Origin of the sequence: Andreprevotia sp. IGB-42, from assembly GCF_009848685.1 — a bacterium.
Lineage (GTDB): Bacteria > Pseudomonadota > Gammaproteobacteria > Burkholderiales > Chitinibacteraceae > Andreprevotia.
Window position 1 is genome coordinate 222,818 of sequence record NZ_WXTX01000001.1, and the last position, 14,991, is coordinate 237,808.

The window sequence follows — 14,991 nt, forward strand, 5'->3', positions numbered from 1 at the left end:
GGCGAATGACTGAAAAGGGATAAGGAACGTATGGGAAATCAGAATTGCGCGGTGGAGCGGCCCCGCCAGCTCAGCAGGCGCGCTTCAATCCGGCTGGCAATCCAGTTGAGCAGGAAGCCGACGATGCCCACCACCACCACGCCGAGAATCACGTAATCCATCCAGAAGTGTTCGCGGCCATCGGTAAGCAAGTTGCCGATCCCCACGCCGGAGGTCAGCAGGTATTCCGCACCCAAGGTGGCCAGCCACGCATAGATCAGCGCGAGGTAAACGCCGGTAAAGATCGACGGCAATGCGGATGGCAGCACCACGCGAGTGAGCAACTGGGTACGGCTGTAGGCAAATACGCGCGCCACCTCGATGTATTCGCGCGGTACGCTGCGGATGCCCTCGAAGCTGTTGAGTACAACAGGGAAGAACGCCGCCAGCGCCAGGAACGCCACTTTGGCCACGTCACCCAGACCAAACCACAGCGAGATCAGCGGAATCCACGCAAACAGCGAAATCTGCTTGAGCGTGTGGAAAGTCGGTCCGATCAGGTTCTCCATCAGCCGGGACAAGCCCAATGCCCCGCCCACCAGCAAGCCGATCAGCGAGCCGATCACGAAGCCGGCCAGATCACGCGCCAGGCTGGCGCCCAGCGCTTTCCACAGCTCGCCGGTGCTGGAGAGCTTCACGGCGGTATCCCATACCTTTTCGATCGGCACGAACAGCTGCGATTGCGTCCAGCCAAAGCGGTAGGCGGCCCACCACAGCACGAACAGCAGCCCGGGGATTACCCAGCCGCGCAGCGGCTTGGGCACGATGGCCGGATGCAGCCAGCGCAGTGGTGAGCGGGAGACCACCGGTTTATCCGTAGCGGCCAGTTGCAGGATTGAAGTCGTCATTGCGGACTCCCTGTTTGAATTGAAGACCCCGTTAGCGGGGAAAACATATGGATAAGCGGACTTGCGGTGTGCACGGGCATCCCCTCAGAAAGCGTCATGACGCCAGCGCAGCAAACGCGTCTCGATGGTGGCCAGTACCTTGTCGAGCACGAAGCCCACTGCGCCCACCACCACCACCGCAGCCATCACCACATCCATCTGGTACAGCTGGCGGCCGTAGACGATCAGGAAGCCGAGCCCCTCGCTGGAAGCCAGCAACTCCACCGCCACCAGTGCCAGCCACGAGTGCGTAAGGCCGTAACGAACGCCGTTCCAGATCATCGGGAACGCCGCCGGGAACACCACGCGCACCAGCAACTGCCACTGGTTGAAGCCGTACACCTTGGCGACCTCGATATAACGGGTAGGTACCCCCTCGATGCCCTTGAGCGTATTGAGCGCCACTGGTACCAGTGCCGCCTTGGCCACCAGGATGATCTTCAGTGCTTCGTCGATACCGACCAGCATCATCAACAGCGGCAACCAGCCCAGTGATGGCACTTGTGCAAAGGCTCGGAATATCGGATAGACGTAATCCTTGAACGTGGGGGACAGACCCATCAACACGCCCAGCAGCAAGCCGCTGGATGCACCGATGGCAAAGCCCGATACCACGCGATTGAAGCTGATCACGCCGTTGGTGCGCAGCTCGCCACTGTTGAAGAGATCACCAAAGGTGTTGAACACGGTTTCCGGCGAAGGCAGCACCTGTGGTGCCACCCATTCGAAATGCGCCGCGGCAGACCAGAGCGCAAAGATCGCCAGCGGGAACGGCCACGCCAGCAGGAAGCGACGCAGCGTGGGCCAGGCAGCCTGCCAAGCACCCAGCAGGCGCGCTGCCAGCGTGGGCTGGCCGGTTGAACGTGGCACGGCGACGTCGGCGTCTTGCAGGCTGAGCGAGGCGGTAGCGGAGTTGAAAGAGGACATGGCTTGCTCCAGGAATCGGCGGCGTTACTTGCTGGCCGCCACAGCGGTACCAGCCGGCTTGGCATTGGCATCGAGCGGGGTCCAGTAGCCGGTCAGCTGCAGTTGTTTGAGCGCGGCATCGAGGAAGCGGCGGTCCACCCAGCTGTTCACCTCGACCTGATTGCGAGTGAGCTTGAGCTTGAGCGTTTCCTGCGCCACCGCCTTGTAGCGGCTGACGAAAAAGTCATCCAGCAACGGGCTTTGCAGCGATTTCAGCGGCTCGCCCGATGCGTCTTCACGCAGAATGGCCTCGGAAAAACCCATCTGGCTCCATTGCTGGAATGCCTCGGGCTGGTTGGCTTCCTGCGAGACCCAGTGCGCGCTGCGCACCAGTGTCTTGACGATGCGTGTGGTGGCTTCCGGATATTGCGTGGCAAATTCATCGGTGACCAGCAGCGCGTTCTGCCGCGTGAACACCGGCGACGCACCGCGGTTGGTGTAGATGATCTTGGCCAGGCCCTTGTCACGCAGGCTCAGAAAATCCACAAAGCTGAACGCAGCATCGATGCTCTTGCTGGCGATCGCGGCGTTCAGGCTGCCGGTATCGAGGTTGACGATACGCAGGTCTTTCTCGGTCAGGCCGTTGGCCGCCAGGATGCGGTCTACCACCAGTTGCATATTGGTGCCGACAAACACCCCTACCCGCTTGCCCTTCAGATCCTTGATGGTCTTGATCTGCGAATCAGGCGGCGCCGCCAGATAGATGTTGGTGCGCACCGTGGCCGCAGCGATCAGCCGGGTCTTGAGCCCGGACGAGCGGCCGATGACTGCCGGCAGATCACCCTGCAGCGCAAAGTCCAGCTGATGGTTGGTGAGCGCTTCGTTCACTGCCGGGCCGGCACCCTTGAAGAAAGTCCATTCCAGCTTCACGCCATCTTTCCTGAACTCTTCGTCGAACCAGCCCTTGGTATACGCAAGGCCGTAAGCACCGGTGGTGAAGCGCGGCGGGTTGCCCACCGAAGGCGATGCCACGCCGATGCGGATGACCTTGGGCAATGCCTCGGCATGGCTGGCCATTGCCGCGAACATCAGGCCACCTGCCAGCGCGGCCCGGGTCATTTTGATGAACATGTTTTTCATAGGAAGCTCGCTGGAATATTCAGACAACAAGATATATCAAACGTATTTGATATTCCATTTTTTTATTTAACATCCGCACCGAGCGGCACCCAGTACTGTGTGAGCTTCAACTGCTTGAGTGCGTTGTCCACATAGCGGCGGTCTATCCACTGCTCGACATCGAACTTGTTGCGCGCCAGCTTGAACGCCACCGCATCGTTGACAGCGTCCTTGTAGCGGGCCACCACGAATGCATCGAACAACGGGCTATGGCGTGATTTGAGATCCGGGCCGAAGTCTTCCTTCCAGTGCGCCACCGGCGTGCCCTGCAGCGCCCAGATATTCAGCACATCGTTGTAATTGGCAGGCTCGGACACCCACTGCGCGGTCTTCACCAACGTGGTCACCAGGGTTTGCGTGGCTTGCGGGTAACGGGCGGCAAATTCGTCAGTCACCAGCAGTGCGCTTTGGCGGGTGAACTGTGCAGAACCGGCGCTGGTGAAGGCGATTTTGGCTACGCCCTTGTCGCGCAGCTTGAGCAGCTCGTAACCGCCAAAAGCGGCATCGAGGTCCTTGGTGCTCAGCGCTGCCTGCGATGTGGCGGTATCCAGGTTGATGCCACGGATGTCGCGTTCGGTCAGGTTATTGGCCTTGAGCACGCGGTTGATCGGCAGTTGCGAATTGGTGCCCTTGAAGATCGACACCCGCTTGCCACGCAGGTCCGCCACCGATTTGATGGTGGAATCCGGCGGCACCGCCAGGTAAATGTTGGCGCGCACGCTTACCGGCAGGATCAAGCGGGTTTTCAGCCCGGCAGAGCGCCCCACCAGCGATGGCAAATCACCCTGGAACACGAAATCGAGCTGCTTGTTGGTCAGCGCCTCGTTCACCGCCGGGCCGGCACCCTTGAAGAAAAACCATTCAACTTTGGTGCCGGACGCCTTGAATGCGTCGTCGATCCAGCCTTTCTGGCGTGCCACGCCGATGGTGCCCACCGAATACACCGGTGGGCTACCCACGGCTGGCGAAGCAATGCCGATACGGATGACAGGCGGCGGCGCTTCTGCCCGCGCCGGTGCGGCGATCAGGCCCAGCAGCGCGGTGATGGCAAGCAGGCCATGCTGCAGGCGCTTGAGTGGTGTAGATGTAACGGGTGTGGATATGAAGGAATTGTTTTGCATGGTCAGCCCTTTGGTTTGCTTGCAGGAGCGCTCAACGGCGCACATCACGCCAGCGCAGCAAACGCGCTTCGATACGGGCGGCAATCTGGTTGAAGAAAGCGCCGACAAACCCGATGATCAGCATGCCGAACACCACCAGCGGCACGTTGAACGCTGCCTTGCCCTGGATCACCGCATCACCCAGGCCCGGGCCGGATTTGGCCAGCAGGTATTCGGCACCGATGGTAGCCAGCCACGCGTAGATCAGCGCCAGGTGGAGCCCCGCCAGGATTTGCGGCGATGCCGCCGGCAGCACCAGCTTGAACAGCAGTTGCCAGCGGTTGAACGCATACACCCGGGCCACCTCCAGCTGCGCACGCGCAATCCCCTTCACGCCTTCCAGCGTGCCCAGTGCCACCGGGTAGAAAGCGGACAACGCCACGAACAGGATCTTGGCCACATCGCCCTGCCCCAGCCAAGTGGAAATCAGCGGCAGCCAGGCAAACAGCGAGATGTGCTTGAAGGTATGGAAAGTGGGGCCGACGATGCGGTTGGCCCAGCGCGATACCCCCACCAGCGCGCCGAATGCCACGCCGGCAAGGCTGCCGATCACGAAGCCGGCACCATCGCGCCACAGGCTGGCACCCAGGCCATCAAAGAACGTACCGCCAGTGATGAAGCGGTATGCAGTGGTGACCACATCCGCCGGTGGAACGATCAGTTTGGTGTTGACCAGGCCCAGCGTGGTGACTGCCCACCACACCAGCACGAAAGCCAGCGGCAGAACCAGCCCGCGCCAATCCTTGCGCAGCAGTGTTTGAATCGTGCCTGCAGGTGCTGGCGCTTGAAATGTCGATTGCTCACTCATGATGGCCTCCGGTCAGAATGCGCCACGGCGCCAGGTTTGCAAGCGGGATTCGATCAGGCGCAGGCTCAGGTCCAGCACCACACCCACCGCGCCGATCACGATCATCCCGACGATGACGAGATCGAGCTGCAGCAGCTGGCGGCCCCATACCATCAGGTAGCCGATGCCCTCGCTGGACGCGAGCAGCTCGACGAACACCAGCGACAGCCACGCCTGCATCACACCCTGGCGGATGCCGCTGAACAGGCTGGGCAATGCTGAGGGCAGTACCACGCGCCATACCACCTGGGCAAAGCTGTAGCGATACACGCGCGCCACATCGAGCAGCGAGCGCGGAATGTTGGCAATGCCCTTGTAGGTGTGCACGGTGACCGGCACGATCACCGCCAGCGAAATCGCCGAAATCTTCAGCGCTTCATCAATGCCGACAAAAATGATCAGCAGCGGAATCCAGCCCACCACCGGAAACTGCGATACCACTTCGAAGGTGGGGTACACATAGGCCTTCACCGTACGTGACAGCCCGATGGACAGCCCCAGCACCAGCCCGCCGCCGATGCCGATCAGGCAACTCCAGCCTATGCGTGACAGGCTGATGGCCAGGTGGCTTTGCAAGTCACCCGCTTGCCACAGATCCAGCAAGGACTCCCACACCAGCTTGGGCGGCGGCAGGATCTGTACCGCCAGCCAGTGCTTGTCGACCGCGTGTTGCCACAGCGCCAGCAGCGCCAGTGGCAGCAGCAAGCCCACCGCTGCCAGCGTCAGTTTCGTTCCCGCGTTGGCCAGCCAGTTGCCCAGTGCGGCAGAGGGCTGCGTAGCAGGCAATGGGCGCGGCAGAACCGCCGTATTCTCAGAACTTGCAATGCTCATGTTTCACTCTCTAATTGCACCGCCGGCAAGCCGGCGGGAACCGGCAGCGGCGACATTGCGCGTGTCACCAACCGCCAGCCAAACACGATAAACAGGGGCACAAACATCAGAAACACCGCTTGCAGGCCCAACCAGCTACCCAGCACCCCACCGACGATGCTGCCGGCAAGGCTGCCGGACGGGCCGACAAAGGCATTGATGCCGGCGATGCTGCCACGGCCCGCCCGCGCACCGATTGCGGCAAAGCGCGAGATATTCACCGTCTGCAGCATGCCCAGCCCCAACCCCAGACAGAGCCCGCCCACCCACAGCAGTGCCGGCACGCGGCTGAGCCCCAGCACCAGCAGCGCCACGGCGGTGGTGGCAAAGCTCGCCAGGTAGAAGCGCTGCTGTCCCAGCCGTGGCACCAGCGCCCCCAGGGTAAACAGCGCCAGCACGAACGCCGCGCCCTGCGCGGAAACCAGCCCCGCCGCGGTGCCGGAGGCAAAGCCGTATTCCTTGATGGCAATTGCCACGATGAAAAAGGTGTAGAACTGGTTGATGGCCTGCGTGGCGAACTCGATCACGCATACACCGCGCAGCTCCCTGTCCTGCCACATCAGCGCAAACTGCGCGGCCAGCTCCGCCACCGTGAGCTTGCGGCCGGGCCCGGCCGGGCGCTGGTAATGGTTCATCACCACCGGGCCCAGCGCTGCCGTGGCCACGAAGCTCAGCGCAATCAGCCAGTAGGTGCCGGTAAAGCCCGCCTGCGCCAGGATGGCCACCGCAGCCACCGGGCCCAGCAGGAAAAAGCCGATCATGTGGGTGCCGCGGAACCAGCCGGCCCGCGCCACGCCCACCTTGTCGAGCTGCTGCATGAACACCGCATTCATCGAAACGAAGCGGCAAGGCATGCAGAAGCTCACCAGCATCGAGCACACCGCCAGGTACACCGGCGAGTGCACCGCCGGCACCAGGATGTAGCCGAGGCCGGCCAGGAAAGAGCCGATCATGAACAGCCGCTTGGGGCCGAACTGATCCACCAGCACGCCGATGGGCATGCTCATCGCCAGCACGCCCACGCTCTGCGCACCGGCAATCAGGCTCAGTTGCGTTGCCGTGGCATTCAGGGCCAGCGCGTAGAGCGAAGTGGTGATCTTGGCCACCCCCACGCTCAACCCTGCCAGCGCGTTGAGCAGCACGAAGCAGACGATGAAGCGGTTGCGTTCCAGAAAGGATGCGGCCTTCCCGGCCGTGGCTGATGTCATCGCTTATTTCTTGACGTTGCCGTCGGCATCGTTAGCCTGCCAGTAGTTCTCCAGCTTGAGGTCCTTCAGCGCCTGGTTCAGGTACTTGGGCTCAAGCCAGCCGTTGATGTCCACGTTGCTGCGGGTCAGGCGGAAGCGTTTGGCTTCGTCCACGGCCTTTTTCAGCGATGCCACGTAGTAGTCGTCCAGCAGCGGGCTGTTGCGCTCTTTCAGCGTGTAGCCGGCCCAGGTCTTCACGTAATCGCTGTATGGCGTGCTGCCTGCCTGGCCCCACAATTTGAACAGCGCATCGCGGTTCTTTTCATCCGAATCCCACTGCGCTTCCTTCACGAGGGTAGTCACCACGCGCTGCACGATCTGCGGGTATTTGGCTTCGAATTCTTCGGATACCCAGAATGTGCCCACGCTGGTCACTTTCGGGTCGCGCTTGATTTCCAGCAGGCGCTTGGCGATGCCACGGGCTTCCAGATCGAACGGCGTGGTGATGTAGCCATCGATATCCTTGGTGGCCAGCGCGGCCTTGGCGGTGTCACCGTCCATGCTGATCACCTTGAAATCCTTCTCGGTGAAGCCGTATTTCTCCAGCACGCGGTTCAGCGTGAGCTGGCCGGCGGTGCCCTTGAAGGTAGCGATGCGCTTGCCCTTCAGGTCTGCAAGGGTTTTGGCTTCCGAGTCCGACGGCACCATGAAATAGGTATTGCCGAAGCGCCCCAGGCTGAGCAGGATCTTGTGCTTGAGGCCGGTTGCGCGGCCCACGACCAGCGGCAAGTCGCCGTGGTAGGCAAAGTCCACCAGCTTGTTGGCGAATGCTTCATTGGTGGCAGGGCCGGCGCCGGGGAAGAAACTCCACTTCACCTTGATGCCATCCGCCTTGAACTCTTGCTCCAGCAGGCCCCGCAGGTGTGCGGTAGCCACGATGGTGCCGCTGGAGAGCGGGCGGCCACCGGTACCCGCGCCAGAATAGGCGACGCGGATTTCTACAGGTTTGTCCTCGGCATGTGCCAAGCCAGCCAAACCGGAAAACGCCACGATGGCGCTTGCAAACAAGACAGCTATTTTTTTCATGAGATGCTCTTATGGTTGAAACAATTGCTGCGCCACCGCAGCCATGGCTGCGGTGGCGCCAATCACGGTCATTACGATTTGGGATTCCCGTTCGCGTCGTATTCGGGCCAGAAGCCTTCCAGCTTCAGCTCCTTCAAACCGGCGTTCAGGTACTTGGGTTCGATCCAGCCATTGATGTCCACATCACGACGGATCAGCTTGTAGCGGCGTGATTCATCGATCGCCTTCTTGAGGCTGACCACGTAGTACTCGTCCAGCAGCGGGCTGTTGCGCTCCTTCAGCGTGTAACCTTCCCAGCTCTTCACGTAGTCGGCGTACGGCGTGCTGCCCGATTGCGCCCACAGCTTGAAAATCTGGTCGCGGTTCTTCTCGTCCGCATTCCACACCGCGGATTTCAGCAAGGTGTTCACCACGCGCTGCACGATCTGCGGGTACTTCTTCTCAAACTCTTCCGACACCCAGAATGTGCTCACGCTGGTGATCTTCGGATCGCGCTTGATCTCGAACAGCCGTCTTGCCACGCCACGCGCTTCCAGATCGAAAGGCGAAATCAGCGCGCCATCGATATCACCGGTGGCCAGCGCGGCCTTGGTGGTGTCGGTGTCCATGCTGATCACCTTGAAATCCTTCTCGGTGTAGCCGTACTTCTCCAGCACACGCGCCAGCGACAATTGCCCCGCCGTGCCCTTGAAGGTGGCAATGCGCTTGCCTTTCAGATCCGCCAGGCTTTTGGCCTGCGAGCCTGCCGGCACCACGAAGTAGGTGTTGCCGAAACGGCCGTAGCTCAGAATGATCTTGTGCTTGAGGCCGGTAGAGCGCCCCACGATCAGCGGCAGATCACCATGCCCGGCAAAATCCACCAGGCCGTTGGCATACGCCTCATTCACAGCCGGCCCGGCACCGGGGTAGAAATTCCACTTCACCTTGATACCGTCAGCCTTGAATTCCTGCTCCAGCGCGCCCTTTAGGTGGGCGGTGGCAAAAAAGCTGCCGGTGCCCAGCGGGCGGCCACCGGTGCCGGCACCCGGATAGGCGATGCGGATTTCAGCGGGTTTGTCTTCAGCCCGGGCGGGTGTGCCCAGTACGGCAAACAGCAGCGTGCTGGTCAGCACGATCAAGCTTTTGATGCGGGCAATGCTCATCGGGATCACCTCTGTCGCGTTGTCTATCGGCATGGATCGGTTTGGCGGCTGGCAGGGGCTGCGCCCCCGCAACCTGCTTTAGAAGCCGTACTGGAATTGCGCCAGCAACTCGTTGTTGGTCTTGAGCACCGGGTTGCCGTAGTGGTACTGGTTCAGGTTGACCTGCAGCTTGGTGGTCTCGGCAAAGAACACATTCAGGCCCAGCGTGTAGATGGTGGTGTCATCCTTGCCCACATCGAGATTCGGGTCCCATTTGTCCCAGCGCACGAAAGCCTGGTAGGAAGTCGGCCACCAGTCGTCGTACTTGGCCTGGCCCTTGTAGCTCTTCACCCATTGCTGGCCCCAGGTATAGAAGCCGGTAAAGGTCTGGCCACGGCTGCTCACTTCCCTACCCTTGCGGGTGGTTGCGGCTTGCGTGGTATTGATCAGCAAATCATCGCGGCCTTCCACCTGTTCGTAGGTAAAGCCGATCGGATCGTGGTTGTAGTAGATATCCACGCCATAACGGTCGCTCTTGCCGGTGGCGCGCAGCGTGGCCGTGCCGGCACCCGCGCCGATGGTTGGTGTAGCAACCAGGTTCTTGGTGCCCTTGTAGTAGGACGCGCCAAACTTCAGCTCACGCAGCCAGCTGTTGTAGTCCACCGGCAAGGTGAACGCGAGGCGGGCCAGGTAATCCTGATCGCCGTTATCGTCCAGCTTGTTGGTGGAGCTGCCGTTGACGATGCCCAGTGCGTATTCGATCAGTGGCGCACGGTAGTTGAAGCCGTAGTCCACATACGGGTCGTAGTCGCCACGCAGGATCAGGCCGATCTGCCGGTTACCCACGCCACTGGCATTGACGAACTGGGCCGAGTTGATCACCGGGCGCAGTTCTTCGGCCGCCTGGGCTTCCAGGCCGAACGGAATCTGCTGCTGGCCGAAGGTGGCGGTCAGCTTGGGCTCTTCGAGGCCAGCCACGGTGGGGAAGAAGCTGTAAACCAGGTAGGCATCGGTCAGGTTGAGCTGGCTGCCATTGGGGGCTACTGTTGCCAGCACGCTGCCCGAGTTGACGTTCTTGGCGTACGAGAAACCGATCTTGTAATCGAGGTTCTTGCCTTCCGAATAATCCTTGAACAGGCTGCCGGAGAGGTTGAGCAACACCGACGGCACGTCGAACGTGGTGTGGCGCGGTTCGGCCGTTGCGGTGGTGCCCGATGTGGTCTGCTGGCTTTGCGAGCTGGCACGCACCTGCACGGTACCTGCCAGCGTCAGCGCACGCTTGGTCAGCGCGGTCTTGGTATCGCGGTTGCGCTGCTGGTCATACTTGTAGTTTTCCAGGTCGGCACGGATACCATCGATATCCTGCTTGGTGGCCACTTCAACCGGCTCGGCATCTGTTGCTGCAGCCACGGCAGCAGGTGCTGCAGCAGCTTCGTTCGTCTTGGCTTGCAATTGCTGCTTCAGCGCATCCACAGCCTGTTGCAGCGCCTGGATCTGCTTTTGCAGATCCTCATTGCTGGGCGCCGCAGCACCTGCAGTGCCAGCGAGCGCGATCAGGCCGGCCCCCAGCCAGTGCTTGCTCGTATGCATCGGTAATACTCCCTGTTATATCGACTTGGCCTCTGCGGGCTTTGCCGTTCTGGTCGAACCGGCTGTACCGGCGTTTCGGATCGATATAAGCAGAAGTCATGCCAGTCGTTTTTCATAGATAAATTGAGCATAAAGTGCCGAAGCGCTGCTGCGAGCACAACAAAGCGTCCCTCCGGCTGGTGAAATATCAACAAAGCGTTGCTTGCATCACTGCTTTGCGGCAACCCGCACAGCACCGCAGTGAACCCGCACAGCACCGCAGTGAACCCGGCTGCATTCGCGCGCCATCAAACGCCTCCACATCCACTCGCTAGCCGCCTTGAAGCGGCGGTCTTTCTAGGCGCCGGCCGGCCATGCGGATCAAGCCGGAGCGTTGTGTAACGCGGCCACACAGCCCGTGCAAATCTGCACCAGACCCATGGCAACGCCGGTTGGCACGCTTCCTGCATCGGTAAGCGCATTGACTGCACGCAGGAAGGATTAACCCCATGCCCAAGCTTGACCGTTTTGTGCTTGCCCATCCGCTGGGGGACGCCGCGCTGGCACGCCTGCGCTCGGCCGCACCGGGTATCGAAATCGTGGCGGCAACGCCGGAAGAATTGCCGCAGGCGTTGACTGGTGCGCAGGGCGCGCTGATCGGCCGGCCCGGCGGGCGCATCGACCAGATACTGGAAGCAGCGCCCGAGCTGGCATGGATACACACGGTAGGCGCGGGCGTGGACAAACTGCTGACGCCCAGGCTGATCGCCAGCGATGTCATCGTTACCAACAGCAGTGGCGTGCATGGCAACAACATGGCCGAGCACATCCTTGGCCTGATGCTGAGTTTTGCGCGCCAGTTGCCCACCTTGTGGCGTGCGCAACAGCAGCAACACTGGATCGGCCCGCCACTGGCGGGCACCTTCGAGCTGGCCGGGCAAACGCTGGCCATCGTCGGCCTGGGTTCCATCGGCGAAGCGCTGGCCGAGCGTGCGCATGCGCTGGGTTTGCGCGTGCTGGGCGTCCGCCGCCAGCCCGGCGGCGTGCCGCCATCCGGCGTGGAGCAGGTGTTTACCAGCGCCCAGCTTGATGAGGTATTGGCCCGGGCCGATCACGTCGCCGTGGCGCTGCCACTTACCCCGGATACCACCGGCTTGTTCGATGCCGCGCGTATCGCCGCCATCAAGCCCGGTGCGTATTTCTACAACGTCGGCCGGGGTGAGCTGGTGGATCAGGATGCACTGTTTGCCGCGCTGCAAGCCGGCAAGCTCGGCGGCTTGGGGCTGGATGTGACCACACCCGAACCGCTACCGGCCGCATCCCCGCTGTGGCAGCACCCCAAGGTGCTGATCACTGCGCACACCTCCGGTGGCACGCCGCATTACAACCTGCGCGTGGCTGACCTGCTGGCGGAAAACCTGCAGCGCTACCGAACTGATCAACCGCTGATCAATGTCGTCGACAAGCACGCCGGCTATTAGCCGCTGACGTTCATTCAACGCCCTTTTTATTCAACCTGGCAAAACGAAGCAAACCTCAATGACTGCTTCCCCCCAACACCCTCATCACACAAGGAAAACCATGAGCTACCCGCTGACCACCCAGCTATCCCGCGCCTTGCAACAGGCATCACAACAGCGCACCACCGCGCAAACTCCGGACGATGTCGTCATCACCACCACCGGCGGCGCGCTCGGCGCCGTAGTACGTGGCCTGGATGGCAACCGCCCGCTCTCGCCGGCACTGGTGCGCAAGCTGAAAACCGCGCTGGATGACCACCACATCCTGATCTTCAAGCAGCAGACGCTGAGCGATGAAGCTTTCCTCGCCTTCACCACCTATTTCGGTTCCGTATTCCGTCCGCCGGAAGACATCCCTGTGCTGGCCTCCGCCACCAACGATGGCATTCCGCCCGATGTGGTCCCTGTTGCCAACGTGGAAGGCGGCTATACCGGCCACGGCGAGCTCACCCCGCATATCGACCACCAGTGGACGCCGCTGCCCTCTGCTGGCTCGCTGCTCTATGCACTGGAAGTACCCAACGCCGGTGGCGATACCAGCTGGTACAACATCAATGCTGCATATGAAGCGCTGGATGCCGATACCAAGGCGCGAATCGCCGATTTGCAGCTGATCACCTACAACCCCTTCCTGCGCACCAAGGGCCAGAGCCGTCCACGGTATCGCACCCCGGAAATCGAGCCGCTGGGCCCCGGCTTTCCGCACCCGCTGGTACGCACGCATCCATCGTCCGGCAAGCCGCTGCTGTTCCTGTCCACCCATACAGAGGCCGAACTTGTCGGTGTGGACCCCGCTGAAGGCGCCGCGCTGATCGCCCGCTTGCGCGAGCACATTGCCGAAACGCGCTTCCGCTACGAGCATAAATGGGAAGTGGGCGACATCGTGTACTGGGACAACCAGGCCACGCTGCATTCGCGCACCGCATTTGCCGAAACCGAACGCCGCGTGCTCAAGCGCGTAAGCCTGGCAGGTAGCCGTCCGTTCTGAGCAGTACCGGACCAACGAACCCCGAAGCTACTTCTTCGCCCGCATTTGCGGGCGATGTTGTTTCCACGCGCAGCAGGTCTGTTTGCCGTGCAGCAATCAGCACACTGCTGATAAGCCAACACCGCGCAGCCACTTCTGGGTGAAATCCAACACCGGTTCCAGCATTGGCCGCCGTGGAACGCCCGTTTACGCATGGCATGTTTCCTGCATTGGCTTGCGGCATTCACCGCAACAGGACAACCGCCATGAGCCAACGTCAGCTCCGCCTCAATGCCTTCATCCCCGCCACCGGTCACCACGTTGCCGCGTGGCGTCACCCGGACGCCCAGGCCGACGGCGGCCTCAATTTCAAGCATTACGCCCGCGTGGCGCAAGCTGCCGAAGCGGCCAAGTTCGATGGCGTATTCCTTGCCGACAGCGCTGCAGTGTGGGGCGGCGGCGGCGTGGATGGGCTCGACTCGCTGGCGCGCAGCGCACGCAGTTCCAATTTCGAGCCGATCACCCTGCTCTCCGCGCTCTCCGCCGTCACCAGCAAGATCGGCCTGATCGCCACCGTCACCACCACTTACAACGAGCCCTATCACCTGGCGCGCAAGTTCGCGTCGCTCGATCACCTCTCCAACGGCCGTGCCGGCTGGAACCTCGTCACTTCCGCCAACCAGCACGAAGCACAAAACTTCGGCCTGGATCAGCATGTGCAACATGCAGACCGGTACGCCCGCGCAGAGGAGTTCATCGATGTGGCGAAAGGCCTGTGGGATAGCTGGGAAGACGACGCCTTCCTGCGCGACAAGACTTCCGGCGTGTATTTCGACCAGCACAAGCTGCACACCCTCAACCACAAGGGCACGCATTTCTCGGTCAAGGGCCCCCTCAATGTAGGGCGCCCGCCACAAGGCTACCCGGTGCTGGTACAGGCCGGCTCCAGCGAGCCGGGCAAGGAGCTGGCTGCACGCACTGCCGAAGTCATCTTCACTGCCCAGCAAACGCTGGCCGATGCGCAGGCGTTCTACAGCGATGTGAAGGGCCGGCTGGCCAAATACGGTCGCCACCCGGACAGCCTGAAAATCCTGCCCGGCATCTTCCCGGTAGTGGGCCGCACCGAAGCAGAAGCGCAAGCCAAGTTCCAGCAACTGCAAGACCTGATCGACCCGGTGGTAGGGCTCTCGCTGCTGTCCGGCATGCTGGGCGGCTTCGATCTGACCGGCTACCCCATCGATGGCCCGCTGCCGGACCTGCCCGAAAGCAACGGCGGAAAAAGCCGCCAGGCACTGCTGATCCAGAAAGCCCGGCGCGAGAACCTGACCATCCGCGATCTGTACCTCGGCATTGCCGGTGCACGTGGCCACTGGCAACTGGTGGGCTCGGCCGAGCAGATCGCCGATCAGCTGCAGCTGTGGTTTGAAAATGGCGCGGCGGATGGCTTCAACGTGATGCCGCCGCACCTGCCGGGCGGCCTCGATGATTTCATCGAGCTGGTGGTGCCCATCCTGCAACAGCGCGGCCTGTTCCGTACCGAGTACACGGGCAATACGCTGCGCGAGCACCTGGGCCTGGCCCGCCCGCACAATCACCACCTGGCTGCCAGCCAGGCCGTGGCGGCCTGATTCTCACTGCCATCTCCCAACCACT

13 protein-coding genes are annotated in these 14,991 nt (G+C 61.8%); 3 read left to right on the top strand and 10 right to left on the bottom strand.

All coding sequences use genetic code 11. From position 1 onward, the window contains the following. Nucleotides 1-38: 38 nt before the first annotated feature. From IGB42_RS00995 to IGB42_RS01040, 10 genes are all read right to left on the bottom strand, one after another. Nucleotides 39-887: an ABC transporter permease gene (locus IGB42_RS00995; RefSeq protein ID WP_159665276.1), complete on the bottom strand. Its 849-nt coding sequence runs from the start codon at nucleotides 885-887 to the stop codon at nucleotides 39-41. 84 nt (nucleotides 888-971) lie between these two features. Further along, complete coding sequence (locus IGB42_RS01000) at nucleotides 972-1,853, bottom strand: ABC transporter permease (RefSeq protein ID WP_159665279.1); 882 nt, start codon at nucleotides 1,851-1,853, stop codon at nucleotides 972-974. A gap of 24 nt (nucleotides 1,854-1,877) precedes the next feature. Beyond that, nucleotides 1,878-2,963 (bottom strand): ABC transporter substrate-binding protein, encoded by a 1,086-nt coding sequence (locus IGB42_RS01005; protein WP_159665282.1) that lies wholly within the window; start codon nucleotides 2,961-2,963, stop codon nucleotides 1,878-1,880. 71 nt (nucleotides 2,964-3,034) lie between these two features. Next, nucleotides 3,035-4,132, bottom strand: a complete 1,098-nt coding sequence (locus tag IGB42_RS01010; RefSeq protein ID WP_159665285.1) for an ABC transporter substrate-binding protein — start codon at nucleotides 4,130-4,132, stop codon at nucleotides 3,035-3,037. Between the two features lie 31 nt (nucleotides 4,133-4,163). Continuing rightward, the gene (locus IGB42_RS01015; protein WP_159665288.1) at nucleotides 4,164-4,979 is read right to left on the bottom strand and encodes an ABC transporter permease; all 816 of its coding nucleotides are present in this window, start codon (nucleotides 4,977-4,979) and stop codon (nucleotides 4,164-4,166) included. Between the two features lie 12 nt (nucleotides 4,980-4,991). Beyond that, nucleotides 4,992-5,849: an ABC transporter permease gene (locus IGB42_RS01020; RefSeq protein ID WP_159665291.1), complete on the bottom strand. Its 858-nt coding sequence runs from the start codon at nucleotides 5,847-5,849 to the stop codon at nucleotides 4,992-4,994. Continuing rightward, nucleotides 5,846-7,096, bottom strand: a complete 1,251-nt coding sequence (locus IGB42_RS01025; protein ID WP_159665294.1) for an MFS transporter — start codon at nucleotides 7,094-7,096, stop codon at nucleotides 5,846-5,848. Before IGB42_RS01025 ends, IGB42_RS01020 begins: the two co-directional genes overlap by 4 nt. Nucleotides 7,097-7,099: 3 nt before the next feature. Further along, nucleotides 7,100-8,161: an ABC transporter substrate-binding protein gene (locus IGB42_RS01030; protein WP_159665297.1), complete on the bottom strand. Its 1,062-nt coding sequence runs from the start codon at nucleotides 8,159-8,161 to the stop codon at nucleotides 7,100-7,102. Nucleotides 8,162-8,232: 71 nt separating this feature from the next. After that, on the bottom strand, nucleotides 8,233-9,303 hold the full coding sequence (locus IGB42_RS01035) for an ABC transporter substrate-binding protein (RefSeq protein WP_159665300.1): 1,071 nt from the start codon (nucleotides 9,301-9,303) through the stop codon (nucleotides 8,233-8,235). Nucleotides 9,304-9,381: 78 nt separating this feature from the next. Further along, on the bottom strand, nucleotides 9,382-10,872 hold the full coding sequence (locus IGB42_RS01040) for a DUF3138 domain-containing protein (protein ID WP_159665303.1): 1,491 nt from the start codon (nucleotides 10,870-10,872) through the stop codon (nucleotides 9,382-9,384). Nucleotides 10,873-11,360: 488 nt separating this feature from the next. Between IGB42_RS01040 and IGB42_RS01045 the strand changes: the two genes are divergently transcribed. From IGB42_RS01045 to IGB42_RS01055, 3 genes are all read left to right on the top strand, one after another. Continuing rightward, on the top strand, nucleotides 11,361-12,332 hold the full coding sequence (locus tag IGB42_RS01045; protein ID WP_159665306.1) for a D-2-hydroxyacid dehydrogenase: 972 nt from the start codon (nucleotides 11,361-11,363) through the stop codon (nucleotides 12,330-12,332). 100 nt (nucleotides 12,333-12,432) lie between these two features. After that, complete coding sequence (locus IGB42_RS01050) at nucleotides 12,433-13,359, top strand: TauD/TfdA family dioxygenase (protein ID WP_159665309.1); 927 nt, start codon at nucleotides 12,433-12,435, stop codon at nucleotides 13,357-13,359. 245 nt (nucleotides 13,360-13,604) lie between these two features. Next, a complete protein-coding gene (locus IGB42_RS01055; RefSeq protein WP_159665313.1) occupies nucleotides 13,605-14,966 on the top strand; it encodes an LLM class flavin-dependent oxidoreductase in 1,362 nt (453 codons plus the stop codon). Nucleotides 14,967-14,991: the final 25 nt, after the last annotated feature.

What these genes read in the sequence shown, in the direction of transcription:
- IGB42_RS01030 (WP_159665297.1), bottom strand. Translation starts at nt 8,161, where the DNA reads ATGAAAAAAATAGCTGTCTTGTTTGCAAGCGCCATCGTGGCGTTTTCC.
- IGB42_RS01050 (WP_159665309.1), top strand. Translation starts at nt 12,433, where the DNA reads ATGAGCTACCCGCTGACCACCCAGCTATCCCGCGCCTTGCAACAGGCA.
- IGB42_RS01040 (WP_159665303.1), bottom strand. Translation starts at nt 10,872, where the DNA reads ATGCATACGAGCAAGCACTGGCTGGGGGCCGGCCTGATCGCGCTCGCT.
- IGB42_RS00995 (WP_159665276.1), bottom strand. Translation starts at nt 887, where the DNA reads ATGACGACTTCAATCCTGCAACTGGCCGCTACGGATAAACCGGTGGTC.
- IGB42_RS01015 (WP_159665288.1), bottom strand. Translation starts at nt 4,979, where the DNA reads ATGAGTGAGCAATCGACATTTCAAGCGCCAGCACCTGCAGGCACGATT.
- IGB42_RS01005 (WP_159665282.1), bottom strand. Translation starts at nt 2,963, where the DNA reads ATGTTCATCAAAATGACCCGGGCCGCGCTGGCAGGTGGCCTGATGTTC.
- IGB42_RS01020 (WP_159665291.1), bottom strand. Translation starts at nt 5,849, where the DNA reads ATGAGCATTGCAAGTTCTGAGAATACGGCGGTTCTGCCGCGCCCATTG.
- IGB42_RS01035 (WP_159665300.1), bottom strand. Translation starts at nt 9,303, where the DNA reads ATGAGCATTGCCCGCATCAAAAGCTTGATCGTGCTGACCAGCACGCTG.
- IGB42_RS01000 (WP_159665279.1), bottom strand. Translation starts at nt 1,853, where the DNA reads ATGTCCTCTTTCAACTCCGCTACCGCCTCGCTCAGCCTGCAAGACGCC.
- IGB42_RS01055 (WP_159665313.1), top strand. Translation starts at nt 13,605, where the DNA reads ATGAGCCAACGTCAGCTCCGCCTCAATGCCTTCATCCCCGCCACCGGT.
- IGB42_RS01045 (WP_159665306.1), top strand. Translation starts at nt 11,361, where the DNA reads ATGCCCAAGCTTGACCGTTTTGTGCTTGCCCATCCGCTGGGGGACGCC.
- IGB42_RS01025 (WP_159665294.1), bottom strand. Translation starts at nt 7,096, where the DNA reads ATGACATCAGCCACGGCCGGGAAGGCCGCATCCTTTCTGGAACGCAAC.
- IGB42_RS01010 (WP_159665285.1), bottom strand. Translation starts at nt 4,132, where the DNA reads ATGCAAAACAATTCCTTCATATCCACACCCGTTACATCTACACCACTC.